Origin of the sequence: Cupriavidus sp. YAF13 (genome assembly GCF_052113425.1) — a bacterium.
Classification (GTDB): Bacteria; Pseudomonadota; Gammaproteobacteria; order Burkholderiales; family Burkholderiaceae; genus Cupriavidus.
Genome location: NZ_JBFRDD010000006.1, coordinates 61,630 through 87,037, shown reverse-complemented (window position 1 = coordinate 87,037; position 25,408 = coordinate 61,630). Strand labels below are relative to the sequence as shown.

General features: G+C 66.8%; 23 protein-coding genes. 9 read left to right on the top strand and 14 right to left on the bottom strand.

Annotation, left to right across the window (positions count from 1 at the left end):
* Positions 1-14: 14 nt before the first annotated feature.
* The 8 genes from ptsP to AB4061_RS07125 all read right to left on the bottom strand — a co-directional run bounded on the left by ptsP (position 15) and on the right by AB4061_RS07125 (position 8,243).
* Entirely contained in the window at positions 15-1,790 is a 1,776-nt protein-coding gene (ptsP, locus tag AB4061_RS07160) for a phosphoenolpyruvate--protein phosphotransferase (protein WP_441632250.1), read from the bottom strand.
* A 137-nt stretch (positions 1,791-1,927) separates the two neighbouring features.
* A complete protein-coding gene (locus tag AB4061_RS07155) occupies positions 1,928-2,197 on the bottom strand; it encodes an HPr family phosphocarrier protein (RefSeq protein WP_035861002.1) in 270 nt (89 codons plus the stop codon).
* Positions 2,166-2,621 (bottom strand): PTS sugar transporter subunit IIA, encoded by a 456-nt coding sequence (locus AB4061_RS07150; protein ID WP_150989660.1) that lies wholly within the window; start codon positions 2,619-2,621, stop codon positions 2,166-2,168. Before AB4061_RS07150 ends, AB4061_RS07155 begins: the two co-directional genes overlap by 32 nt.
* A 52-nt stretch (positions 2,622-2,673) precedes the next feature.
* Entirely contained in the window at positions 2,674-3,627 is a 954-nt protein-coding gene (gshB, locus tag AB4061_RS07145) for a glutathione synthase (RefSeq protein WP_441632247.1), read from the bottom strand.
* Between the two features lie 29 nt (positions 3,628-3,656).
* Complete coding sequence (gene gshA / locus AB4061_RS07140; protein WP_174426580.1) at positions 3,657-4,952, bottom strand: glutamate--cysteine ligase; 1,296 nt, start codon at positions 4,950-4,952, stop codon at positions 3,657-3,659.
* A gap of 495 nt (positions 4,953-5,447) precedes the next feature.
* Complete coding sequence (locus AB4061_RS07135) at positions 5,448-6,992, bottom strand: ammonium transporter (protein ID WP_441632245.1); 1,545 nt, start codon at positions 6,990-6,992, stop codon at positions 5,448-5,450.
* Between the two features lie 31 nt (positions 6,993-7,023).
* Complete coding sequence (locus AB4061_RS07130; protein WP_006159494.1) at positions 7,024-7,362, bottom strand: P-II family nitrogen regulator; 339 nt, start codon at positions 7,360-7,362, stop codon at positions 7,024-7,026.
* 65 nt (positions 7,363-7,427) lie between these two features.
* Positions 7,428-8,243, bottom strand: a complete 816-nt coding sequence (locus tag AB4061_RS07125) for a TorF family putative porin (protein WP_441632242.1) — start codon at positions 8,241-8,243, stop codon at positions 7,428-7,430.
* A 378-nt stretch (positions 8,244-8,621) separates the two neighbouring features.
* Here AB4061_RS07125 and AB4061_RS07120 point away from each other — a divergent pair, with 378 nt between their 5' ends.
* Together AB4061_RS07120 and AB4061_RS07115 are read left to right on the top strand one after the other, a co-directional pair.
* Positions 8,622-8,885, top strand: a complete 264-nt coding sequence (locus tag AB4061_RS07120; RefSeq protein ID WP_441632240.1) for an accessory factor UbiK family protein — start codon at positions 8,622-8,624, stop codon at positions 8,883-8,885.
* Positions 8,886-9,013: 128 nt separating this feature from the next.
* Entirely contained in the window at positions 9,014-10,558 is a 1,545-nt protein-coding gene (locus AB4061_RS07115) for a YifB family Mg chelatase-like AAA ATPase (RefSeq protein ID WP_441632238.1), read from the top strand.
* A 309-nt stretch (positions 10,559-10,867) separates the two neighbouring features.
* Here AB4061_RS07115 and AB4061_RS07110 read toward each other — a convergent pair whose 3' ends face one another.
* Both AB4061_RS07110 and AB4061_RS07105 read right to left on the bottom strand, forming a co-directional pair.
* Positions 10,868-11,518, bottom strand: coding sequence for a LysE family transporter (locus AB4061_RS07110; RefSeq protein WP_441632236.1), 651 nt, complete (start codon positions 11,516-11,518; stop codon positions 10,868-10,870).
* A gap of 59 nt (positions 11,519-11,577) precedes the next feature.
* Positions 11,578-12,186 (bottom strand): hypothetical protein, encoded by a 609-nt coding sequence (locus tag AB4061_RS07105; protein WP_441632235.1) that lies wholly within the window; start codon positions 12,184-12,186, stop codon positions 11,578-11,580.
* A 150-nt stretch (positions 12,187-12,336) separates the two neighbouring features.
* Here AB4061_RS07105 and AB4061_RS07100 point away from each other — a divergent pair, with 150 nt between their 5' ends.
* The 3 genes from AB4061_RS07100 to AB4061_RS07090 all read left to right on the top strand — a co-directional run bounded on the left by AB4061_RS07100 (position 12,337) and on the right by AB4061_RS07090 (position 15,793).
* On the top strand, positions 12,337-12,792 hold the full coding sequence (locus AB4061_RS07100; RefSeq protein ID WP_441632402.1) for a thioredoxin: 456 nt from the start codon (positions 12,337-12,339) through the stop codon (positions 12,790-12,792).
* A gap of 123 nt (positions 12,793-12,915) precedes the next feature.
* On the top strand, positions 12,916-13,470 hold the full coding sequence (locus AB4061_RS07095) for a TlpA disulfide reductase family protein (RefSeq protein WP_441632233.1): 555 nt from the start codon (positions 12,916-12,918) through the stop codon (positions 13,468-13,470).
* A 322-nt stretch (positions 13,471-13,792) separates the two neighbouring features.
* The gene (locus tag AB4061_RS07090) at positions 13,793-15,793 is read left to right on the top strand and encodes an ATP-dependent helicase (protein WP_441632400.1); all 2,001 of its coding nucleotides are present in this window, start codon (positions 13,793-13,795) and stop codon (positions 15,791-15,793) included.
* A 22-nt stretch (positions 15,794-15,815) separates the two neighbouring features.
* Here the strand turns inward: AB4061_RS07090 and cmdF are convergent, their stop codons facing one another.
* The 4 genes from cmdF to AB4061_RS07070 all read right to left on the bottom strand — a co-directional run bounded on the left by cmdF (position 15,816) and on the right by AB4061_RS07070 (position 22,259).
* Positions 15,816-17,450, bottom strand: coding sequence for a tyrosine 2,3-aminomutase (gene cmdF, locus AB4061_RS07085; RefSeq protein ID WP_441632231.1), 1,635 nt, complete (start codon positions 17,448-17,450; stop codon positions 15,816-15,818).
* A gap of 114 nt (positions 17,451-17,564) precedes the next feature.
* Entirely contained in the window at positions 17,565-18,881 is a 1,317-nt protein-coding gene (locus AB4061_RS07080) for a sigma-54-dependent transcriptional regulator (RefSeq protein ID WP_043343292.1), read from the bottom strand.
* An 8-nt stretch (positions 18,882-18,889) separates the two neighbouring features.
* Positions 18,890-20,875 (bottom strand): sensor histidine kinase, encoded by a 1,986-nt coding sequence (locus AB4061_RS07075; protein ID WP_441632229.1) that lies wholly within the window; start codon positions 20,873-20,875, stop codon positions 18,890-18,892.
* Between the two features lie 82 nt (positions 20,876-20,957).
* The gene (locus tag AB4061_RS07070; protein WP_441632398.1) at positions 20,958-22,259 is read right to left on the bottom strand and encodes a dicarboxylate/amino acid:cation symporter; all 1,302 of its coding nucleotides are present in this window, start codon (positions 22,257-22,259) and stop codon (positions 20,958-20,960) included.
* A 420-nt stretch (positions 22,260-22,679) separates the two neighbouring features.
* On the opposite strand from AB4061_RS07070, the gene AB4061_RS07065 reads away from it, so the two are divergent.
* The 4 genes from AB4061_RS07065 to AB4061_RS07050 all read left to right on the top strand — a co-directional run bounded on the left by AB4061_RS07065 (position 22,680) and on the right by AB4061_RS07050 (position 25,344).
* The gene (locus AB4061_RS07065) at positions 22,680-23,000 is read left to right on the top strand and encodes a (2Fe-2S) ferredoxin domain-containing protein (protein ID WP_267605322.1); all 321 of its coding nucleotides are present in this window, start codon (positions 22,680-22,682) and stop codon (positions 22,998-23,000) included.
* A 99-nt stretch (positions 23,001-23,099) separates the two neighbouring features.
* Complete coding sequence (locus AB4061_RS07060) at positions 23,100-23,744, top strand: alpha/beta hydrolase (protein ID WP_441632226.1); 645 nt, start codon at positions 23,100-23,102, stop codon at positions 23,742-23,744.
* A gap of 72 nt (positions 23,745-23,816) precedes the next feature.
* Positions 23,817-25,025: a D-alanyl-D-alanine carboxypeptidase family protein gene (locus AB4061_RS07055; RefSeq protein WP_441632224.1), complete on the top strand. Its 1,209-nt coding sequence runs from the start codon at positions 23,817-23,819 to the stop codon at positions 25,023-25,025.
* A 13-nt stretch (positions 25,026-25,038) separates the two neighbouring features.
* A complete protein-coding gene (locus AB4061_RS07050; protein ID WP_183032022.1) occupies positions 25,039-25,344 on the top strand; it encodes a YbeD family protein in 306 nt (101 codons plus the stop codon).
* The last annotated feature ends 64 nt before the right edge of the window (positions 25,345-25,408 follow it).

Below are 25,408 nucleotides of genomic sequence, written 5' to 3'. Positions count from 1 at the left end.
CGCAGTCAGGGTTGTCAGAGCAGTTTCAACGCGCAGGCGAGCTCCTCCGGCTCGTAAGCGCTCAGCACCTGCTCCACCAGCCGCTCCAGTCTTTCGCAGTCGGCATGCAGGACTTCCTGCTTGACCCGCAGCAACTGCGAGGGATGCATCGAGAACTCGCGCAGCCCCATGCCCAGCAGCAGGCGCGTCATGGCGGGATCCCCGGCCATCTCCCCACACACCGCCACCGGCACGCCAGCGCGGTTGGCCTCGCGGATGGTGCGGGCGATCAGTTGCAGCACCGCGGGGTGCAGCGGGTCGTAGAGATGCGCGACGGCATTGTCGGCACGGTCGATGGCCAGCGTGTACTGGATCAGGTCATTGGTGCCGATGGAGAGAAAATCCATGCGCCGCAGGAACAGCGGCAGCATCAGCACCGCGGCCGGGATCTCGATCATCGCCCCGACCTTGATGTTGGGGTCGAACGCCTGGCCGCGCGCGTCGAGCTGGCGCTTGGCCTGCGCGATCAGGTCCAGCGTCTGGTCGATCTCGCGGGCATGAGCCAGCATCGGGATCAGGAGCCGGACCGGGCCAAAGGCCGAAGCACGCAGCAGCGCGCGCAACTGGGTCAGGAACATGGCCGGCTCGGACAGCGACCAGCGGATCGCGCGCAAGCCCAGCGCCGGATTGAGGGCCGTCTCGAAATCGTCGCCGCGGCCATCCCGGCCGTCGCGGCCATCCAGTGGCTTGTCGGCGCCGATGTCGATGGTGCGGATCGTGACCGGCAGCCCGTGCATGGCGTCCACGGCGCCGCGGTACGCCTCGAATTGCTCTTCCTCGTCGGGCAGCTCGCCGCGCCGGTTCATGAACAGGAATTCGGAGCGGAACAGGCCCACGCCAACCGCGCCCGCGGTCAGCGCCGCGGTGGCATCTTCCGCCATCTCGATATTGGCCAGCAGGTCGATCTCGAGCCCGTCCAGCGTCACCGCGGGCGTATGGCGCAGGCGCTGCAGGCGCTTCTTTTCCAGCGCGCGCTCGCTCTGCCGGTGGCGGTACTCCTCAAGGATGATCGCGGACGGATCCACGATGACCAGGCCCGCATCGCCGTCGATGATGACCCAATCGTCCTGGCGGATCAGCTCACTGGCGCTCTGCACGCCCACGGCGGCGGGGATGTCGAGGCTGCGCGCCACGATGGCGGTATGGGAAGTGCGTCCGCCAAGGTCGGTCACAAAGCCGTGGAACACGGTGTGGCGGAACTGCAGCATGTCGGCCGGCGAGATGTCGTGGGCGACCACGATCACGCCGGGCGCGGGCTCGCCGTCGGGAGCCAGAGAGGAAGGTGGCACCGGGGCCGGGGCCAGCACGGCCGCGCCGGCCAGCACCTTGAGGATGCGCTCGACCACCTGGCGGATGTCCGCCTTGCGTTCACGCAGGTATTCGTCCTCGATTTCGTCGAACTGGCGCATCAGCTCTTCGAGCCGCGTGGTCAGCGCCCATTCGGCGTTGTAGCGCCGGTTGCGGATCAGCGCCTCGGGCTCGCGCGCCAGCGCCTCGTCATCGAGGATCATGGCATGCACGTCGAGGAAGGCGCCCAGTTCTTCCGGCGCCTCGCGCGGCAGATCCCGCTTGAGCGTGACCAGCTCGGCCCGCACCGCCRCACGCGCCGAGCGCAAGCGCTCGACCTCGGCATCAAGCCGGTCTTCGTCGACCAGGTAATGGGAGACATCAAGCGCGGCAGGCGCCAGCAAATGCGCGCGCCCGATGGCGACGCCGCGCGAAACCGGGATGCCGTGCAGGGCAAATGGCATGTACCGCTCCGTCCGGAACGTTTAAAAAGTCTGGCCAGGGCCAGCCACCTTGGAAACGGCTTCAGGATGTGCGGCGATGCGGCCCCGGCCAGGCCCGCTGCGGCGTTCGGTGCCGCCGCCTTTCATCCCCCGGCCTCCTACTCCCCTTCGCCGAAGCGATTGGCGATGAGCGCCAGCAACGCGTCCATGGCCTCTTGCTCATCGGGCCCGTCGGTCTCGATGGTCACGGTGGAGCCGATGCCGGCGGCCAGCATCATCACACCCATGATGCTCTTGGCGTCGACCTGCCGACCATTGCGCGACATCTTGACCTGACTGACGAAGTTGCCCGCCAGTTGCGTCAGCTTGGCGGAAGCACGGGCATGCAGCCCAAGCTTATTGATTATGTTGGTGTCCCTCTGCAGCATATTTGTCGGGATGATTTGCGATCTGGTTCTGGACGGTGGTGGAGCCTACCTGCAGTACACCCTGCGAGCCCCCTGCCAACGCCTTGAGGGCGAGCTGGTCGAGTTTCTCGGCACGGTAGCAGATGGCGCGCACCAGCATGGGAAGATTGACGCCGGCAAGCACCTTGACGCGGCCCGGCTCGGCGAGGCGCGCGGCAATGTTGGCCGGCGTGGCGCCAAAGATGTCGGTCAACACCAGCGCGCCGTTGTCTTCGCAGACTTCGGCCAGGCGGCGCCGGGCCTCGGCCAGCACGGCGGCGGGCTCGGCGTCTGGCATGACGTCGATCGCCTCGAGCCGTTGGGGCTGGCCGCAGTAGACGTGGGCGGCGCACTCGCGCAATGCCGAAGCCAGCGGGGCGTGCGCGATGATCAGGATGCCTGCCATGGTGGTGAATCCGTTGGATTGACGCGATTGTAGCAGGCAGCCCGCCCGTGATTCAGCGCGAACGCGCCTGTACCGCGTGCTCGAGGGCGTCGATGAACATGGCAGCCACCTGGAACCCGGTCTGCTGCGTGATTTCCTGGAAGCACGTCGGGCTGGTCACATTGACCTCGGTCAGGTAGTCGCCGATCACGTCCAGCCCAACCAGCAGCAGGCCTTGTTCCCACAGGCCCGGGGCCAGCGCCTCGGCGATCTCGCGATCGCGCGCCGAGAGCGCCTGGGCGCGGCCGGTGCCGCCCGCCGCCAGGTTGCCGCGCACTTCGCCGTCCTTGGGAATACGCGCCAGCGAGTACGGCACGGGCACGCCGCCAATCAGCAGGATGCGCTTGTCGCCGTCTTTGATCTCGGGAATATAACGTTGCACCATCAGGGTGCGCGCACCGTTTTCCCCCAGCGTCTCGATGATGGCGCCAAGATTCAGGCCATCCGCGCCAACCCGGAAGATCCCCATCCCGCCCATGCCATCAAGAGGCTTTAAAATCACATCACGATGCTCGGCGTGGAACGCGCGAATACGATCCGCGTCACGGGTGACCAGGGTTGGCGTGATGTATTCGGGATAGCGGGCAATCGCCAGCTTTTCGGAATGGTCGCGGATCGCCTGCGGCTTGTTGAACACATTGGCGCCCTGCGACTCGGCCAGCTCCAGCAGCCAGGTGCTGGTCACGTACTCCATGTCGAAGGGCGGATCCTTGCGCATCACGATCGCATCGAAGCCGGTCAGTGGCTGCAGGCCGGGCTCGCCCGCACGGTACCAGTCATGGGCGTCGCCCGTCAGCTGCAGCGGGCGCACCACCGCCTCGACCTGATGGGCCGACAGCGACAGTTGCGACTGCAGGCAGGCAAACAACTCATGGCCGCGCTCGACCGCCTCCACCATCATGGCGTAGGTCGAATCCTTGTAGGTCTTGAAGGTGTCCAGCGGGTCGGTAATAAACAGAATGCGCATGTTGGCTCGTCCCGGTCGCAGCGTTTGTCTCAGAGAATCGGATTAGGGTCGGTCTTCTCGAGTTCCAGCGACGCCGCCAGCAAAGCCAGCCGCGCCACCACACCATACATATAGAAGCGGTTCGGCACGGCCGCGCCCGGTTTGGCATGGCTGTCCGGAATGCCGTTGGGCGCGAACGCCAGCGGCACGAAATGCGCGCCCGGCGCATTCAGGTTCTCGTCGTTGCCGCGACCTGTATGGACGCGGTAGAAGCCACCGACCACATAGCGGTCGATCATGTACACCACCGGCTCGGCCACCGCCTCGTTGACCTTCTCGAAGGTGTGCACGCCTTCCTGGATGATGACGTCGTTGACCTCAAGGCCTTCCTTGACGACACTCATCTTGTTGCGTTCCTTGCGGTTCAGCCCCTTGATCTCGGACGGATCCTTGATGGTCATGATGCCCATGCCATAAGTGCCGGCATCGGCCTTGACCACGACATACGGCGTTTCCTTGATGCCATACTCGCGGTATTTCTTGGCGATCTTCTTGAGCACGCCTTCGACCGAATCGGCCAGCGCCTCCTCGCCAATGCGCTCATGGAAATCGATGCCCCCGCACTTGGCGAAGTACGGGTTGACCATCCACGGATCCACGTCGATCAGCTTGGCGAACTTCTTGGCGACTTCGTCGTAGGCCGAGAAATGGCTCGACTTGCGGCGCGTGGACCAGCCCGCGTGCAGCGGCGGCAGCAGGTATTGCTCGTTGATGTTCTCCAGGATCGGGGGAATGCCGGCGGAGAGATCGTTGTTGAGCAGGATCGAGCAGGGATCGAAGTCCTTCAGGCCCAGGCGGCGGCCACGCGCGCCGAGGCGGGCCAGCGGCTCCACCACCAGCGTCTGGCCATCGGGAAGCTCGATCGGCGTGGGTTCGGTGATGTCTTCGGACAGCGAGCCCAGGCGGACGTTGAGGCCGGCCTGGCGCATGATCAGCGACAGCCGCGCCACGTTCTGCAGGTAGAACATGTTGCGGGTGTGGCGCTCGGGGATCAGCAGCAGGTTCTTGGCGTCGGGGCAGATCTTCTCGATCGCCGCCATCGCCGCCTGGACTGCCAGGGGCAGCATYTCCGGCGCCAGGTTGTTGAACCCGCCCGGGAACAGGTTGGTATCGACCGGGGCCAGCTTGAARCCGGCGTTGCGCAGGTCGACCGAACAGTAGAACGGAGGCGTATGTTCCTGCCATTCCAGCCTGAACCAGCGCTCGATGGACGGCGTCGCATCCAGGATCTTTTTTTCCAGCTCGAGCAGCGGACCGTTCAGCGCGGTGATGAGATGCGGGACCATAAACATCCTATTGATCGTCTTTATCGTTCGCCCAGATTGTAGAGGAACGGCCAATTGGCTGCTGGCGCCGCCTGAATAAGCATATGCGAGCGCCGGCATAAGGGATAAGGGATACGGATATGGGGATGGGGGCCCGGAATAAAAGGGGGAGGCCCGAAGAGGGATCCAAAGCACTTCCGGGCGGTCTGCCAGCCGGGCCGGGAGGCAAAAAAAAGCGCGGCAGGAGCCGCGCTTTCAAATGGCCTGACAGATACGGGGAGCGTTCTGCAGGTGGAGGAAACTGCCTCACTGGCACTGTATGTGCGGCCCCCCTCAAAAACAATTGAAGCTTTTTAAGATCGGATTTAAGCACTTTACGAAAAAGCCGCCGGCTCCGCTTCCCGCCTGGGCAGCCGCCCGCGGCGGACGCCTGCAATGAAAAAAGCCCGGCACAAGGCCGGGCGAAACTCCTGAGAGAAGATTCCCAATCAGCTCTCCAGCACAACACCTTTACGATCAGGCTTCATACGCGGTCTCGCCGTGCGAGGTGATGTCCAGGCCCTCGCGCTCTTCTTCTTCCGGCACCCGCAGGCCGATCAGCATATCCACCAGCTTGAAGGCGACGAAAGCCACCACACCCGACCACACGATGGTGGTGAGCACGCCTTCGAACTGGATCCACACCTGGCCCACGATCGAATAATCGTCCGAGACCTTGTTGGCCACGTAGTCATAGACACCCGTGCCGCCGAGGCTCGGCGCGGCGAACACGCCGGTCAGCAGCGCACCCAGGATGCCGCCCACGCCGTGCACGCCGAAGACGTCGAGCGAGTCGTCCATGCCCAGCAGCTTCTTCAGGCCGGTTACGCCCCACAGGCACAGCAGGCCGGCGGCGATGCCGATCACGATCGAACCCATCGGGCCGACGAAGCCGGCCGCCGGGGTGATGGCCACCAGGCCAGCCACAGCGCCCGAAGCGCCGCCCAGCATCGAGGGCTTGCCCTTGCTGATCCATTCGCCGAAGGTCCAGGACAGCACGGCGGCGCAGGTCGCCAGCAGGGTGTTGACGAAGGCCAGTGCGGCCGAGCCGTTGGCTTCCAGCGCCGAGCCGGCGTTGAAGCCGAACCAGCCGAACCACAGCAGCGAGGCGCCCACCATGGTGAAGGTCAGGCTGTGCGGACGCAGGGCCTCACGGCCAAAGCCGATCCGCTTGCCGAACATGAAGGCACCCACCAGGCCAGCCACGGCTGCGTTGATGTGCACCACCGTGCCGCCAGCGAAGTCGAGCGCGCCCTTCTGGAACAGCCAGCCGCCCTTGGCCGTGGCTGCCGCGCCGGCTGCCGCGTCGGTGTACAGGTCAGGACCAGGCCAGAACCAGACCATGTGGGCCATCGGGATGTACGAGAAGGTGAACCACAGCACCACGAAGACCAGCACCGCCGAAAACTTGGCGCGTTCGGCGAAAGCGCCGATGATCAGGCCGCAGGTAATGGCTGCGAAGGCGCACTGGAAGGCGAAGTAAGCCAGTTCCGGCACCACCACGCCCTTGGAGAAGGTGGCAGCCACGGCATCGACATTGAGCCCCTTCATGAAGAGCCGGTCGGTGCCGCCAAAGAAGGCGTTACCCTCGGTGAAGGCGAAGCTGTAGCCGTAGATGGCCCACAGCAGCGACACCAGCGAGAAGATCACCAGGCACTGCATCAGCACCGACAGCATGTTCTTCGAGCGGACCAGGCCGCCGTAGAACAGCGCCAGGCCAGGCAGCGTCATCAGGATCACGAAGGCGGTGGAAACCAGCAGCCAGGCGGTATCGCCCTTGTTGGGCACCGGTGCGGGCGCTGCGGCAGGGGCGGCAGTCTCCGCAGGCGCAGCTGCCGCTGCCGCGGGAGCGGAGGCAGTTGCAGGCGCGGCAGTTGCAGGTGCGGTGGTGGCCGCCGGCGCGGAGGCTTCGGCCGCAGGCTTGTCCTGCGCCACGGCGTGGGTGGACAGGCCGATGCCGGCCGTGCCCAGGGCCAGCGCCATGGCGCCGGTTGTCAGGATGCGCTTGAACCAGGATTTCATTGTGATTAACCTCTTGTCGTTGGGCTGTGCGTCACAGCGCATCGCCGCCGGTTTCGCCGGTGCGGATGCGGATGACCTGCTCGATCGGTGCGACAAAGATCTTGCCGTCGCCAATCTTGCCGGTGCGCGCCGATTTCTCGATCGCCTCGATGGCCCGGTCGACCACGTCGTCCGGGACGGCCACTTCGATCTTCACCTTGGGCAGGAAATCCACGATGTACTCCGCGCCCCGGTACAGCTCGGTATGGCCCTTCTGGCGGCCGAAGCCCTTGACTTCAGTCACGGTGATGCCGGACACGCCCACGTCCGAGAGCGCTTCGCGCACCTCGTCGAGCTTGAACGGCTTGATGACGGCGATGATCAGTTTCATCCGATTTCTCCTCTGAGCGGGACGGCCCGGCCTCGCGTCCGGCGTCCGCTCAACCTGATGCGTGTTTAGAAAGTCTTGGTGATCGAAGCCCAGGCTGTGGCCTTGCCGACGTAGCGGCCCGGTACATTGGTATAGGCCGATTTGTGCGCATTGGTGTCGATATAAGCGATCGCCAGTGCGAAGCCCTTGCCCAGGTCCTTGGTCAGCCCGAGCTTCCAGTCGGTGTAGGAGGCACTGTTCACGTGCTTCACGTTCTGGTAGCCGACGTGGGCATTGAGCGTCAGGTCCCAGAAGTTCAGCGGCACATTGGCCGACAGGTCGGCGTAGTAGCTGTACTTGCTGTCAGCGAAGCCGAACAGGTTGGTCAGCGCCTGCGAGTACTTGAAGAACACCGGGCCAGCGCCAGCGCCGACATACAGTTCCGTGGTGTACGGGCGGGTGAAGCCGTTCGGGTAATCGCCCGGGTAGTAGTACTGCAGCACGCCTGCGTCATAGTTCCACTCGAGGCCGGCCAGCGTCACCGTGTTCTTGAAGCCGCCGTAGAAGTCCATCTCGATCGGTGCCGAGACTTTCGAATTGCTGTCGCCGAGCCAGCTGATGCTCGAGTTCCAGTTACCCACATAGAAGCCGCTCGAATGCGAGTAGTCGAACCCGCCCTGGATCGCCGGGCGGCGGTTGGTCTGCATCAAGCCGCGATAGCGATACTCACTGGCCAAGGTCACGTTGGCGGTGAAGGTGTGCGGCGAAGCCTCGGCGGCGGCGGCGGCGGCGGCGTCGGTAGGTGCACCGCCCTCCTGCGCATTGCTTTGGGCGAAGGCGGCGGGGGCGAGCCCGCAAAGCACAACTGCACTGGCGCTGACTGCAAGGGCCAACTTCTTCATGGGTGTGTTCTCCTTTTCCTCTGGCTCGGTACTCGTGTGTTTGAAAGTAGTTTGTAGAACGAGGCTCCTGTCACCATTACTGCAACTGCCGTGCCAGGAAGGAACCGTGGCGTGAGAGCGTCATTTTGTGCGCAAAAAGACATCGAATTGGACCAGGCCGACTGCCTCCCAGCGAACTGACTGACGTTAAAAGGTGTTACCAGCCCGCGCTGGCGCTTTCCCGGGGACGCTTGAAGCGCGATAATCGGCCCATGCCGGCGGCAAGTGCCGTGCACGCACCGCGTTTGCCCACACCCCGTTTCGGTGCACCGCGATGCAGCATGCCGAATCCCGCCCACCCAGTTATCCGCACCAAGGCGGTGCAACAGGAGAACCAGTATGAAACCCACCGATCTCTTCAACGATTTCCAGGCCAAGATCAGCGAAGCCCTGCGCAATTCGCCGGCCAAGGACATCGAAAAAAACGTCCGCAGCATGATGACGCAGGGGTTTTCCAAGCTCGACCTGGTCACCCGCGAGGAATTCGACGTCCAGTCCCAGGTGCTRGCGCGCACCCGCGCGCGCCTGGAGGAACTGGAAGCCCGTGTGCAGGCGCTGGAAAGCCGCTCGGCAGGTGGCTCCGACGCGCCTGTTTCGGGTTGAAACCGTTGCCGGGTCCCGTGTTTGCCCCGGGGGGCCGATGACCCGGGCGCAGCCCTCGACCGCCAGAATGGCCGCCGTACTCCGGCGGCCATTTTCGTTAACACTTCCTTGATGCTTTTTGGAGTGAGATGAGCCTCGCCCTCCTGCGTAGCCGGGCGCTGACCGGACTCGAGGCACCGCTGGTGTCGGTCGAGGTGCACCTGGCCAACGGCCTGCCCGCCTTCAATATCGTCGGGCTGGCCGATACCGAAGTGCGCGAGAGCCGCGAGCGGGTGCGCGCGGCGATCCTCAACAGCCGGCTGGAATTTCCCAGCCGGCGCATTACGGTGAATCTGGCGCCGGCCGACCTGCCCAAGGAAAGCGGGCGCTTCGACCTGCCGATCGCGCTCGGCATCCTGGCCGCAAGCGGGCAAGTCCCGCTGGATGGCCTGGATGCCAGCGAGTTCGCCGGCGAGCTGTCGCTGTCCGGCGAATTGCGCCCGGTGCGCGGGGCACTGGCCATGGCCATGGGCCTGGGGCGCGACAACGCGGCACGGCAAGCCGCTGGCGAAGGCCCGGCGCGCAGCTTCGTGGTCGCGGCGGCAAACGCGCCCGAGGCGGCCCTGATCGACGGCGTCACGGTATATGCGGCGCACTCCCTGCTGGAAGTCTGCGCTCACCTTGGCCCCCTGCCGGCGGACCGCCTGGCGCGTGCGGAGCCGCTGGTCGAGATCGCCGGAGGCGACCCGGCCGGCCCGGACATGCGTGACGTGCGGGGCCAGACGCAAGCGCGCCGCGCCATGGAGATCGCGGCGGCGGGCCAGCATTCGGCACTGCTGGTCGGTCCGCCCGGCACCGGCAAGTCCATGCTGGCGCAGCGCTTTGCCAGCCTGCTGCCCCCCATGACCCTGGACGAAGCGCTGGAATCCGCCGCGGTGCAGAGCCTGACCGCCGCCGGCTTCCATCCCGCCCGCTGGCGTGAGCGGCCCTACCGCTCGCCGCATCACACTGCGTCGGCAGCGGCGCTGGTGGGCGGCGGCAGCAATCCCCGGCCGGGCGAAATCTCGCTGGCCCACCAAGGTGTGTTGTTCCTGGACGAGTTGCCTGAATTTGACCGCAAGGTGCTGGAAGTCCTGCGCGAACCCCTGGAATCGGGCCGCGTCACCATCTCGCGCGCCATGCGGCAGGCCGACTTCCCGGCGCGCTTCCAGTTCATTGCCGCGATGAACCCCTGTCCTTGCGGCTATCAGGGACACCCTTCCCGTCCTTGCCGTTGCACGCCTGACCAGGTGCTGCGCTACCAGTCCAGGCTGTCGGGACCGTTGCTCGACCGGATCGACCTACAGGTGGAAGTGCCGGCGCAGGATCATCAGGAAATGCTCGACGGCCCGCCCGGAGAGCCCAGCGCCGACGTGCGCCAGCGCGTGCTGGCCGCCCGGGCCGTGCAGCAGGCCCGCCAGGGCAAGCCCAACGCCGCCCTGTCCGGTCGCGAGATCGACGAACATTGCCCGCTCGCGCCCGAGGCGCAGGCATTGCTGCGCGGCGCCATGGCCAAGCTGGCCTGGTCGGCGCGCGCCTATTTCCGCGTATTGAAGATCGCCCGCACCATTGCCGACCTGGCGGGCGCCGAGCAATTGCAGCCCAGCCATGTGGGCGAGGCTATCCAGTACCGGCGCGCCTTGCGCACACCGTAGCCATTCACGCCCGGCGCGGCGGCGCGGCCACAGGCGGCTCCGATGGCGGCGGTGGCTCTTCGATCGGAGGAAGGTCGGGCGGCACGCCCGGGGGCAGCGGATCCTCGGCCGGCGGCACGGTGTGGACCGGCCGCGCATGCAATGGAGCCTGCTGGGGGGAAGAGCTTCGCATTGCTTACCTCCGCTTGGGTCGTCTTCGTCTTACCTTCTTACCTTATTGAAGCAAACGCACTCGTGGGAAGCCAGCGATAGATAGGTATATGGATGGATCAGGACGGATCGGACCGGCGCGGAGCCGGCCCTGAGTCTTCACGCCGGATGGCGCCTGACGAAGAACAACGCCGCGCCCACGGCCACCAGCACGCTGCCGAAGATCCGGTTCTGCCAGCGCACCGCGCGCGCGTTGCGGAACAGGCCGCGCATGCGCGAGGCCAGCAGCGCGTAGCCGTGCATCACCACCAGGTCCACGCCGCACATGGTCGCGGCCAGGATGGCAAGCTGGGGCCCAAGCGCATGGGCGGGATCGATGAACTGCGGCAATACCGCGACCATGAAGATGATGCCCTTGGGGTTGGTCACATTGGTCAGCAAGCCCGTGGCAAAACGCCGGCGCGGACTCAGCGCGGCCACGCGCGGCGCTTGCGCGCCCTGCGCGGCATCGTCCTGGCTGCTGTCCACCCGCGCACGCCATTGCTGCACGCCGATGTAGATCAGGTAAAGCGCACCAATCGTCTTGACCACGGCAAAGGCGTGCTCGGAGGCCACCAGCAGCGCGCCCAGGCCACCGCCGGCCACCAGCAGGATGATGACCAGCCCGGTCTGCAAGCCAAAAATCGTGGTGGTGGTCTTGCGCAGCCCATAGGACAGGCCATGGCTCATCGACAGCACCGCGCCGGAACCCGGCGACACGGCAATCACCCAACAGGCCGCGAAATAGGCCAGCCAAACATCCCAACGCATTGCGTTACTCCTTGAAAATAAACTGTCTTGAATCTGCCTTGAAGCTTGGAGCGCCCAGGTCAGAACGGATGGAAGCCCGTCAGGAACTGGTCTATCTGTTCCGCCTGGCGCTGGTCGCGCGCGGCCTCTCCCGCCTCCAGCACGACCGCCTGGTAGACGTGCACGCCCGATGCCACCAGCCGCGCGGTCAGCCTGCGTGGCGACTGGTCCTGCGGCGATACCGCAGCCACCTGCAGCTCCACGCCCTCGAGCGCCACGGCCGGCGATGCGGCCGACATCACCGTCACCTTGCGGGTCTTGACCGCGTCGGCAGGATGCGGCCCGAGGTTGCCGAGCAAGCCCTTCTGCATGGAATCCAGCGCCGCCTGCCGCAACTCGGCGTCATCGGCGGGCAAGGTCACCACGCCCACGGCGAACAAGGTCTCGTCGACCCGGGCCGCGTCCATCGTCATGGGCAGCTTGCGCCCGGCAATCGCCACCTCGCGCGCAGCGCCGGATGGCTTGCCGGGATAAAGCGCCGCGTAGGCGCCTTCGTTGGACTGGATGGTGCGCCAGTCATAGCGGGGCGAACAGGCGATCAGCCCGGCGCCGAGCGCGCCCAGGACGATGGCTTTGGCAAGCGGGGACTGCGGCAAGCGGAAAAACCGTGGAAACCAGGCGTGGGGCATCAGGGCGGCGAATGCGGAGATAAGCCGCTATTATCGTGGAACCCGCGTGCCAGCGCTCATTCACATTGCCCGCCAATGCAAACCCAGCCATCGATCCGGCCAATGCCGCCATCCCCCCGGGGTGTTTTTGGCACCGCGCGCCGTGCTGGCATGGCGATGCTCGGCGCCATGCTGGTCGCGGCAGGCACGAGCGCCCTGGCCGCCACGGCCCACCTGCCCCCCGCCAACGATCTCGCCACCCAGGCCGCCGCTGCGGCCAGCCGGGGCGAGCCCCTGGTGGTGCTGGTAACACTGCCCGGCTGCGTGTACTGCGAAACGGTGCGCCGCAACTATCTCGGCCCGCAAGCCGCGGCGGGCGAAATCGAGGCGCGCGAGCTCGACATGACCGCCGACACGCCCCTGCGCAACGCCGATGGCAGCATGACCACCGCACGCGAATGGGCGCGCAGCCGCAATGTGGCGGTAGCGCCCACGGTGCTCTTCCTCGACGCGCGCGGCCGCTCGCTGGCCACGCCGCTGCGTGGCATGCAGCCCGATTTCTATGGCGCCTACCTTGAGCAGGCGCTGGACCAGGCCCGCTCGGCCTTGGCAAGCAAGGCGCATTGAGGCGCACGATGGCGCACCCGGCTGCGGCCAATCGTCGCATCCGCGGCGGCTCGGTGAATGCAGCCGGCAGCGCCTCGGCAGCGGCAGTAGAATAGTGGCTTGTCTGACCTGTCGGCGAGCATCATGACGACCTCCGCTTCCCCCACCGCACCCACCCCGGCAAGCACCGCCTCGCGCAAGCGGTGGCCTGTGATCGCCGCCGTGCTGCTGGTTGCCGTGCTGGGCTGGTTCGGCTATCGCGCCGTCGCCCCCGCCAATGCGGCGCCGCCCGCCACGTTCACGCTGCTGTCGGGCGAGAAGATCAGCACCGCCGATCTCAAGGGCAAGGTCTACCTGGTCAACTTCTGGGCCACCAGCTGCGTCACCTGCGTCAAGGAAATGCCGGACATGGTCCGCACCTATGACAAGTTCAAGGGCAAGGGCCTGGAGTTCGTCGCCGTGGCAATGAGCTATGACCCGCCCATGTACGTGATGAACTATGCGCAAACGCGCAAGCTGCCGTTCAAGGTGGCGATGGATTCCGACGGCGCGGCCGCCAAGGCATTCGGCGAAGTGCAGCTGACCCCGACCACCTTCGTGATCGACAAGGACGGCCGCATCCTCAAGCGCTATGTGGGCGAGCCCGAGTGGGACGCGCTGCACAAGCTGCTCGACGGCGCGCTCGCCAAGGCAGCCTGAGCCACCGCCTGGCTCACCGCCTCCGCCCAGAAAGGTGCCTTCCATGGCACCTTTTTTATTGCCAGGGCGCGGTCGGGCAATGCCCGGCTTGCGCAGCCCGGCTGTATGGATATACAGTTGCCAGCAGCTTTCCCCGCCCATGCTGGCGAGCGCACTTGCGCCCGGCATCCCCTAAGGCCCCCGCTCCGTGTTACTCGATCCCGATCCCAGCGCCGTGCTTTGCGACGCACCCGCCGTCAAGCAGCCCGATACCGTGGATGCCTGCGCCCCCGACACGCCGGCCTACCTGTCCACCCTGAACCCGGAACAGCGCGCGGCCGTGATGCATGAGTCAGCCGCGCCGCTGCTGATCATCGCCGGTGCCGGCTCGGGCAAGACCAACACGCTGGCCCACCGCGTCGCCCATCTGGTGCTGGGCGGCGCAGACCCGCGCCGCATCCTGCTGCTGACTTTCTCGCGCCGCGCGGCGTCGGAGATGGGGCGGCGGGTCGAGCGCATCGTCGACCAGGCGCTGGGCATGCAAGCCTCCGGGGCGGGGCGCGCGGCACTCACATGGTCAGGCACCTTCCACGCCATCGGCGCACGCCTGCTGCGCGAGTACGCGGAAACGCTTGGCCTGTCGCCCAGCTTCACCATCTGCGATCGCGGCGACGCCGCCGACCTGATGAACGTGGTGCGGCACGACCTGGGCCTGTCGGCCCAGGCTTCGCGGTTCCCCCGCAAGGAAACCTGCCTGTCGATCTACTCGCGCGTGGTCAACACCCAGGCGCCGCTCGAAGACGTGCTCAAGCAATGGTTCCCGCGCTATGCCATGTGGACGGATGCGCTGCGCGGACTATTTGCCGGCTATGTGCAAGCCAAGCAGAAGCAGCAGGTGCTCGACTACGACGACCTGCTGCTCTACTGGGCGCAGGCACTGGCCGAGCCCGCGCTGGCGCAGGACATGGGCGCGCGCTTCGACCACGTGCTGGTGGACGAATACCAGGACACCAATGCGCTGCAGGCTGCCATCCTGCTCGCGCTCAAGCCCGACGGGCGCGGCCTGACGGTGGTGGGCGACGATGCACAGTCGATCTACGCCTTCCGTGGCGCCACGGTGCGCAACATCCTCGATTTCCCCGCGCAGTTCACGCCGGCCGCGGACATGGTCACGCTGTCGCAGAACTACCGCTCCACCCAGCCCATCCTGGCTGCCGCCAACGCGGTGATCGGGCTGGCGGCCGAGCGCTATACCAAGGACCTGTGGTCGGAGCGCGGCTCGGCCGAGAAGCCGGAGATCGTGGTGGTCAACGACGAGGCGGACCAGGCCCGCTATGTGGTCGAGCAGATCCTGGCGCGGCGCGAGGCCGGGCTGGCGCTGCTGTCGCAGGCGGTGCTGTTCCGCGCCGCCGACCACAGCGCGCAGCTGGAGATCGAGCTGGTCCGGCGCAACATCCCGTTCGTGAAGTTCGGCGGCTTGAAGTTCCTGGAATCCACGCACGTGAAGGATGTGCTGGCGGTGGTGCGCTGGCTGGAAAATCCGCGCGACCGCATGGCGGGCTTCCGCAGCCTGCAGCTGCTGCCTGGCGTGGGGCCCAAGACTGCTGCTCGTGTGCTCGATGCCGTGGAAATCGCCACCGAGCCGCTATTTGCCCTGGAGTCCTTTGAGGCGCCGCCAGCCGCCGCCGAGGCCTGGCCCGACCTGCTGGCGCTGGCGCGCAGCCTGATGGCCCCGGCCGCGCCGTGGCCCTCCGCCTTCGAGCAGGTGGTGGCGTGGTACCAGCCGCACCTTGAGCGCCTGCACGACGACGCTCCCGCACGCGCGGCTGACCTGCAGCAACTGGAGCGCATCGCCGCCACCTACGCGTCGCGCGAGCGCTTCCTGACGGAACTCACGCTCGACCCGCCGGACGCATCGAGCGACGAATCCGGCGTGCCGCTGCGCGACGAGGATTACCTGATCCTGTCCACCATCCACTCGGCCAAGGGCCAGGAATGGAAGGCCGTCTATGTGCTCAATGCCGTCGACGGCTGCATGCCGTCGGACCTGGCCACCGGCACCACCGAGGAAATCGAGGAAGAGCGCCGGCTGCTATACGTAGCCATGACCCGCGCCCGCGACCACCTCGACATCGTGGTGCCGCAGCGTTTCTATGTGCACCAGCAGACCGCCTATGGCGACCGCCATGTCTACGCCTCGCGCACGCGCTTTCTGCCCAACCGCGTGATGCCGCTGTTCCACAGCCGGTCCTGGCCGCCGCCCCCGCCGGTGGCGGATGCGCCGGCCAAGGCGCCGCTGCCCAGGCTGGACCTGGCCGGCCGCATGCGCGATATGTGGAAATGAGGCTGCGCGGCCAGGGCGCGTGTCAGTTGACCGCCGCGCCTGCCGCGCGCACCACCTCCACCAGCGCGCCGGCGCGCAGTTGCGCGGCAATGGCTTCGATGTCGTCGGTCATGTAGCGATCCATCGCCAGGAACGGCACGCGCTCGCGCACAAAGGCAAAGACCGCGCGGCCCGCCGGCGACAGGCTCTCCACCGCGCCTGCCAGCTCGGCGGCCTGGCAGGCTGCGAGCAGTTCCACGGCGAGGATGTACTGGTTGTTGTCGATGATGCGGCGTGCATTGCGCGCGCCGATCAGGCCCATGCTCACCACGTCCTGGTTGTCGCCGTTGGACGGCACGCTCTGGATGCTGGCCGGGCTGCAGATGGTGCGGTTCTCGGCGATCAGCGCGGTGGCCGGATACTGGGCGCCGGCAAACCCGCAGCTCAGGCCCTCGTTGGCGGCCGCCAGGAAAGCCGGCAAGCCGTTATTCAGGTGCGGGCTGAGCAGGCGGTTGAGGCGGCGCTCCGACACCACGCCAAGCTGCGTGGCCGCGATGGCGAGGAAGTCCATGGCGAACGCGACTTGCTGGCCGTGGAAATTGCCGCCGTGGAACAGCTCGCCGTCGTCGAAGAACAGTGGATTGTCGTTGGACGAATTCAGCTCGCGCTCGACCACGGTGGCGCAGTGGCCCAGCGTGTCGCGCACCGCGCCCAGCACCTGCGGAATGCAGCGCAGCGTGTAGGCCTTTTGGATAAACACGCCGGTGCCGGTGTTCTTCTCGTCGCCCGCGCGGGTCTTCATTTCCCCCGCCAGCTGGCCATGCCCTGAGAGGCGCGTGGAACCCGCCAGCAGCGCGCGCAGGTTGGCCGCCGATTGCACCTGGCCCGGATGCGGCTTGGCAATATCGTGGCCGTGGGTCATGAAGGCGTCGGCCGAGGCGTTCAGCCCTTCCAGCGCCAGCGCCGCGATGATCTCGGCCTGCGTCACCTGGGCGCGCATGGTTTCCAGCAGCAGGCATGCCATGCCGGTCATGGCCGAGGTGCCGTTGATCAGCGCCAGCCCTTCCTTGTGGGACAGCTTGATCGGCTCGATGCCATGCTCGCGCAATACCTGCGCGGTGGGCGCGGTGGTGCCGTCGGCCAGCAGCAGCTTGCCTTCGCCAATCAGTGTGATGGCGATATGCGAGAGCGGCGCGAGGTCCCCGCTGGCGCCGAGCGAGCCCACCTGCGGCACGGCGGGCGTGATGCCCGCCTCGACATAACGCAGCAATTGCTCGATCACCAGCGGGCGTACCGCCGAATAGCCCCGCGCCAGCGCATTGGCGCGCGCGACCATCATCGCGCGCACCTCTTCGCGCCCGAACAGCGGGCCCACGCCGGCGCAGTGGCTGCGCAACAGGTTTTCCTGCAGGGCGCCGGCATGCTCGATATCCACCCAGTTATGGACCAGCTCGCCAAAGCCGGTGGAAACGCCGTAGATGGGGATATTGGACGAGGCAAGTTCCTCGAAACGCGCACGCGCATCCGCCACATGGGCACGCGCGGCCTGGTCCAGGCTGGCCTGGCGACGGCCTTGCGCCACCTGCGCCAGCGCCGCGGCGGTGAGTTGCTGGCCATCGACCTCGACGGCCGTGCCGCCCAGGCGGCTGGATGCGTGCTGGCTGGATACCTCGTTCATTGCGTGTTCCGGGTGAGCTGTTCGGGCCCGCGAGTGTATCAAGAGATGTCGACTCGCAGCGCACAGCGCCCGGTTGGCCCGGTTAGCCCGGAAACGCCCGAAGCGCCCGAAGCGCTACAGCCCGTAGCGCTTGATCTTGTCGTACAGCGTGGCCTTGCCCACCTGCAGCAGATCCGCCGCCTGGCTGACCGCGCCGCCGGTGCGCGCCAGCGTATCGGCAATGACGGCGCGCTCGTAGTGCTCCATGCGCTCCTTGAGCGGCGTGGAGTCGTCGAGCGCATCGGCGCGCGTGCCGCCCTCGGGCACGCCCAGCACCAGGCGGTCGGCGGCGTTGCGCAGCTCGCGCACGTTGCCGGGCCACGCGCGCTGCATCAGCGCCTGGCGCTGCAGCTCGGAGAGGATGGGCACGGGGCGCTGGTAGCGCACCGCCGCCACCAGCATGAAATGCTCGAACAGCGCAACGATGTCCTCGCGCCGCTCGCGCAGCGGGGGCAACGGGATGGTGACCACGTTGAGCCGGTAGTACAAATCCTCGCGGAACGTGCCTTGCGCCACCAGCGTCTCCATATCGCCCTTGGCCGCGGCCACGATGCGCACGTCGATGGCGATGGAGGCATTGGAGCCGAGCCGCTCCAGCGTGCCCTCCTGCAGCACCCGCAGCAGCTTGACCTGCAGCGCTAGCGGCATGCTCTCGATCTCGTCGAGGAACAGCGTGCCGCCCGAGGCGTGCTCGAGCTTGCCCACGCGGCGCTTGCCGGCGCCGGTAAACGCGCCGGCCTCGTGGCCGAACATCTCGCTCTCGAAGATGGCCTCGGGCACTGCGCCGCAGTTCAGCGCGACGAAGGGCGCTTGGTGGCGCGGCGACAAAGCATGCAGGCTGCGCGCCACCAGCTCCTTGCCGGTACCGGTCTCGCCGTTGATCATCACGGGGACATCCGTGGCGGCCACGTTGGCCACCAGCGTGCGCACCTGCTCGATGGCCGGCGAGCGCCCGATGATGCGCGTGCCCGCGGCCGGGCCGGCCAGCTCGCGCCGCAGCGCGCGGTTCTCCAGCTCCAGCGCGCGCCGCTCCAGCGCGCGGCGCACGGTCTCAGTCAGGCGGTCGGCGCCAAAGGGCTTCTCGATGAAATCGTAGGCGCCTTCGCGCATGGCCTGTACCGCCATGGTGATATCGCCGTGGCCGGTGACCAGGATCACCGGCACGCCCGGCGCCGCGTTGCGGCAGTGCTGCAGCAGGTCCAGCCCGCTGGCGCCGGTGAGGCGCACGTCCGTCACCAGCACGCCGGGAAACTCCGGCGACAGGTGCGGCATGGCGGCCTCGGCCGAGGGCAGCGCCAGCACGGAGAAGCCAGCCAGCTCCAGGCTCTGCGCGGTGGCCTGGCGCACCAGGGGYTCGTCTTCGACGAACAGGACACGCAATCCGTCTTGCATGGCAATGCTCACTCAGTATGGGTGGGAGAGATGGAAGTGGTGGCGGCGCGGGGCGCGGCACCTTCGGGCGCGGGCGCGCGCCGCAGCATCACCACGAATTCCGCGCCGCCGCCGGGCCGGTCGGCCGCGCTCAACTGCCCGCCGAACTCGCGCACGATGGACGACGAAATGGCCAGGCCCAGGCCGAGCCCCTGGCCGATCTCCTTGGTGGTGAAGAAGGGTTCGAACAATCGTGGCAAGGCGTCGGCGGCGATGCCGGTGCCATTGTCGCGCACCGCGATGCTGACCGTGCCGCCGTGCTCGCTCACCGCCACTTCCACGCAGGGCGCGCGCGGCGCCGCGGTGGCCAGCGCATCGAGGGCATTGCCGATCAGGTTGAGCAGCACCTGCTCGAGCTTGAGCTCATCGGCCCACACCGCCGGCCCGGGCGGCTGGGACAAGCCCTCCACCTTCAGCGCGACATGGGCCAGGCGCGGGGCCATGAGCGCCAGCACGTGGTCCAGCGCGGCGCGCACATGCACCGCGTGCCGCCGCTGGCGCGCCTTGCCGGCGAACAGCTTGAGCTGCCCGGTGATCTTGCCCATGCGGGTGGTGAGGTCGGCGATGGCGACGAGGTTGCCGGCGGCCGCATCGAGCTGCCCGCGCTCGAGCAGCACGCGGGTGTTGTCGGAAAACGTGCGCAGGGCCGCCAGCGGCTGGTTCAGCTCATGCGTGATGCCGGCTGCCATCTGGCCCAACGCCGCCAGCTTGCTGGCCTGCACCAGCTCATCCTGCGCCGCGCGCAGCTCGCTCTCGGCGCGGGTGCGCTCCGCGACCTCGGCTTCCAGCTGCTCGTTGATGGCCATCAGGTCGGCGGTGCGCGCCTCCACCCGGCGCTCCAGCTCATCGTAGGCGGCTTCGAGCAGGCGCCTGCCGTATTCGATATCGCGCGCGCGCTGCCGGCGCTGGCGCCAGTTGAACAGCAGCAGGCACATGCAGGCATAGGCCAGCGCCGCCCCGACGGTGGCATTGCGCGCGCTGGCCAGCACCGGGTCCAGCGCGGCCATCACCTGCATGGTCCAGTCGGCGGGGCCCACCTTGCGGCTGATCTCGAGGTAGCGCTCGGCGTTGCTGCCGGTACCAATGCGCACCAGCCGCGCGCCCTCGCCCAGCACGGTCCGGCCCAGCCATTGCGTAACGGGAGACTGCAGCGCCTCCAGCGGCAGCGGCCTGACCTCCTGGTCATGGTACTGGCGCGTGCGGTCCAGCTCGGTCTGCAGCTCGCTTGGCAGCGGCTGCAAGGTGCGGTACTGCCAGGCCGGCACCGAGGAAAGGAAGATCACGCCATGCTCGTCGCTAACCATCACCGGCTCGGCGCCGCCGGCGCCAGCGCGCTGGAACCACTCCAGGTTGAGCTTGACCACGGTCACGCCCACCACGCGCCCCCCCACCTTCACGGGCTGCGCAATGTAGTAGCCGGGCTCATCGCTGGTGATGCCGATGGCGTAGAAGCGCCCGATCTCCCCGCGCGATGCGCTCTGGAAGTAAGGGCGGAAGCGGTAGTCGGTGCCGACAAAGCTGCCCGGCTCGTCATGGTTGCTGGCGGCCAGCGCGAGGCCGTTGGCGGCAATGACATAGGTGGCCGAAGCCCGCGCGCGGCGGTTGACTTCGGACAGGTAGCGGTTGGCCGCCGCCACGCGCACGGGATCGCCTGGCGCGGCCAGCAGGTCATGGACAAAGGGATGGAGCGAGACCAGCGCGGGGAGGAACTCGTAGCGGTCGAGCGTGCTTTCCAGCGTGGCCGCGTAACGATCGGCGCGGGTGGCCGTGGCTTGCTGCAGCCCGTCGATGCCGCGCTGCATCGAAACCAGCCAGGTCAGCGAGCACAGGACGACCAGGCCGACGGCTAGCGCCGCGGCAAAGCCCCGCCAGGTTCCGCCGCCATCGCCTGGCGCATGCACCAGGCGGGCGGAAGCGGGATCATGCACGGCGAGGAAATCGTCGGAATGTGGCATCGGCGCATGCGAAGGGACACGCGCCGATGATACCCGCTGGCGGGCGGCGCCGGCTGGCGCCGCCGCTCCGGACGCCGGGACCTCAGCGGACGCCGGGGCCGGCTTCGGCAAGTTCGGCCGTTTCATCGCCGCCACGGCGCAGCATGCGGTCAAGCTGCGCGCGGTCGAGTTCGTGCTCCCACGCCGACATCACCACCGTCGCCACGCCATTGCCGATGATGTTGGTCAGCGCGCGGCATTCGCTCATGAAGCGGTCGATGCCGAGGATCAGCACCATGCCCGCCACCGGAATGTCCGGCACCACCGCCAGCGTGGCGGCCAGCGTGATGAAGCCGGAGCCGGTCACGCCGCTGGCGCCCTTGGAGGTGATCATCGCCACGCCCAGCACGGTGAGCTGCTGCAGCAGCGTGAGCTCGATGCCGGTGGCCTGGGCGATGAAAAGCACCGCCATGGTCATGTAGATGTTGGTGCCATCCAGGTTGAAGGAGTAGCCCGTGGGCACCACCAGCCCCACCACCGATTTGGAGCAGCCCAGCTTTTCCAGCTTTTCCATCAGGTGCGGCAGCGCCGCCTCCGACGAGCTGGTGCCCAGCACGATCAGCAGTTCCTCCTTGATGTAGGAGATGAAACGGAAGATGTTGAAGCCCGTCAGGCGTGCCACCGCGCCCAGCACCACTACCACGAAGACGATCGCGGTGAAGTAGAAGGTGCCGATCAGCTTGAGCAGCGGCACCAGCGAGCCCAGGCCGTACTTGCCGATGGTGAAGGCCATCGCGCCGAACGCGCCCAGCGGGGCCACCTTGGTGATCACGTGAACGATGTGGAAGAACACCTTGGAGACCTGCTCGACGAAGTCGAACACGATCTGCGAGCGGTCACCCATGGCCGCCAGCGCCGAGCCGAAGAGCAGGGAAATCAGCAGGATCTGCAGGATGTCGCCATTGGCGAACGCGCTGACCATCGTGTCCGGGATGATGTGCATGAAGAACTCGACCGTGCTCTGGCCATGCGCCTGCGTCACGTACTGCGAGATCGACTTGGTGTCGAGCGTGGCCGGATCGATGTTGAAGCCCGCGCCCGGCTTGAGCAGGTGCGCGGACAGCAGGCCGATCAGCAGCGCGAAGGTGGAGATCACCTCGAAGTAGAGCAGCGCCTTGCCGCCGACCCGGCCCACCTTCTTCATGTCGCGCATGCCGGCGATGCCGGACACCACGGTACAGAAGATGATCGGGCCGATGATCATCTTGATCAGCTTGATGAAGCCATCCCCCAGCGGTTTCATGGCTACGCCCGTAGCGGGCCAGAAATGCCCGAGCACGATGCCCACCGCGATGGCGAACAGCACCTGCACGTACAGGATCTTGTAAAAGGGTTTCCTCATGATGTCGTCCTCGGTATTTGACCGTGCCCGCCGCCGCACAGCGGCAGATTCGCGCGCCCTGCAAATGGAGCGCGTCTGCCTTAAGCCTCGCAACCGCCGTGCCAGGCCGGCCGGCGCCGCCAAGTGACTGATTTCAAAAGGAAGCTGGCAAAGCGCACGACCGTTCACTCCGATTTTCCGGAATTCTGGAAATCGGCCGTCCAGAGATCCGGACGATCCGGCCAGCCTGGGTGCGCGCTACGCCACCCGTGGCCGCGGCGCAGTGCGCGCGGCACACGCGCGGCATCGAAGCGGGTTCCCAAAGCGTCGAACCGCCCCCCATGACGCCGTATAATTCAGCCCTTCCACCCATTCCTGGCGACCGGCGCGCGCCCCGGGCACTCATTGCCTCCCGCGTTGCCGCCGCCGATACGCCCACCACGCATGCGCAGCCACTACCAGCACCACGTTTTCTTCTGCCTCAACCAGCGCGAGGACGGCGGCGCCTGCTGTGGTGCGCATAACGCCCAGGCCATGCAGGAATACGCCAAGAAGCGCTGCAAGGCGCTTGGCATCTCCGGCGGCGAAGGCCGCGTGCGCATCAACAAGGCTGGCTGCCTGAACCGCTGTGAACTCGGGCCGGTGCTGGTGGTCTATCCCGAGGCCGTCTGGTACACCTTCGTCGACGAGCAGGACATCGACGAGATCATCGAGAGCCATCTGGTGGGCGGCAAGCCGGTCGAACGCCTGATGGTCGATCACTGATTGACCTCAGTGACCTCAGCCCCGGCCTCGGCTGAAACGCTGAATCACCGAAACCACGGCGCCACGGCGCCAAAGCCAGCCACCCTGCTTCCTGTTCCCATGAACGCGCATACCCAGGTACTTACCGTCGCCGGCCCCGTCGGCGCCATCGACGTTTCAGTCGACCTGCCGCAGGCCGGCGCCCCGCGCGGGCTCGCGCTGGTGGCCCACCCGCATCCGCTGTTCGGCGGCACCAAGGACAACAAGGTAGCGCAGACGCTGGCACGCAGTTTCGTGCAGCTTGGCTACGCCACCGTGCGCCCGAACTTCCGTGGCGTCGGCGGCACAGCCGGCAGCCACGACAACGGCGTGGGCGAGCAGGACGACCTGCTGGCTGTCATCGACTGGATGCGTACCCAGTCCGCGTGGTCGCCGGATGCCGCCACGCTGCCGCTGGCGCTGGCCGGCTTCTCGTTTGGCAGCTTCGTGGCCAGCCACGTCGCCCGGCGCCTGGCCGAAGCAGGCACGCCGGTGCAGCGCCTGGCCATGGTGGGCACTGCCGCCAGCCGCTGGGAAGTCGCCCACGTGCCGGCCGACACCATCGTCATCCACGGCGAGCAGGACGATACCGTGCCGCTGGCGAGCGTGTTCGACTGGGCCCGCCCGCAGGAGCTGCCGGTGATCGTGATCCCCGGCGCCGACCACTTCTTTCATCGCAAGCTGCACCTGATCAAGCAGCTCGTCGTCAATGCGTGGGACCAGTGACGGGGGCGGCGCGCCGCCCCGCCATGTCACCGGATGCACTCCCCGCCCCTTTTTTTTGCCGGAAACTGAAACATGTTGAATAGAGCCACGCCGCTTTTCGCGTCCGCCAACACATCCGCCCTGGTCACCGCAGCCATCGTCGGCGCCGCCGTCGTGCTTGCCCCGGCTCCCGTGCGCGCCCAGGGCGTGCCGATGCCGCAGGTGGCGGCCAAGTCCTGGATGCTGTATGACGTCACCAGCGGCCAGGCCCTGGCTTCGCAGAACGCCGATGTGCGCATCGAGCCAGCTTCGCTGACCAAGCTGATGACCGCCTACCTGGCGTTCGCCGCACTCAAGGAAAAGCGCCTCACGCTGGACCAGACCGTAGTGCCGACCACGATCGTGCAGAAGGTCAAGAGCGACGAATCCCGCATGTTCCTGGAAGCCAACAAGCCGGTCAGCGTGCAGGACCTGTTGCTGGGCTTGATCGTGCAATCGGGCAATGACGCGGCGCTGGCGCTGGCCGAAGCCGTGGGCGGCTCGGAAGAAGGCTTCGTGGCGATGATGAATCGCGAGGCCCAGCGGATGGGCATGAAGAACACCCACTTCAGCAACACCGACGGCATCCCCGACCCGAACCACTACACCACGGCCATGGACCTGGCCACGCTGACCACGCGGATCATCAAGGACTTCCCCGAGTACTACAGCATGTACTCGCAGAAGGAATTCACCTACAACAAGATCCGCCAGCCCAACCGCAACCGCCTGCTTTACATCGACCCCACCGTGGACGGCCTCAAGACCGGCCACACCAAGTCGGCCGGCTATTGCCTGATCTCCTCGGCCAAGCGTCCGCTGGCCAATGTGCCTAACGGTTCGCGCCGCCTGGTCTCGATCGTGATCGGCACCACCACCGAAGCGGTCCGCACCCAGGAAAGCCTGAAGATCCTGAACTACGGCTTCCAGTTCTTCGACACGCTGCGCCTGTACGACCGCGGCCAGGTGCTGGCCACGCCCGACATCTACAAGGGCAAGGAATCCACCGTCAAGATCGGCGTCAAGGACGAGACTTACATCACCGTGCCCAAGGGCACGGGCGGGCGCATCAAGCCGGTGCTGGAGCGCCAGGAACTGCTGGTGGCGCCGCTCACCGCCGGCCAGCAGGTCGGCACGGTCAAGCTGATGGACGGTGCCACCAAGGTGGCCGAGTTCCCGGTGGTGGCGCTGGAAGACGTGCCCGAGGCCGGCTTCTTCGGCCGCCTGTGGGATACCATCCGCTTGTGGTTCAAGCGCAAGTAAGGAGGGCATTGAAATGAGCGCCGACAATTCCGACCAGGGCAAGCCGGGCGACATCCCGCCGGCCGAGTCGCTGATCGAGTACCCCAGCCATTTCCCCATCAAGGTGATGGGCAGCATGCAGGATGGCTTTGCCGAAGCCATCGTGACGCTGGTGCAGGGCTTCGATCCCGACTTCCACGCCGGCAAGATGGAGATGCGCCCTTCCGCCAAGGGCAACTACCTCGGCCTGACCGTCACGGTATGGGTCACCAGCCGCGAACAGCTCGACGAGCTGTACCGCGCGCTGACGTCGCACCCGATGGTGAAGGTAGTGCTGTAGCCGGTTGAGCGGTGTAGCGGGCCGGCGAGCTTGCCGTAATCCTCCCGCCATGCGGGAGAAGGGT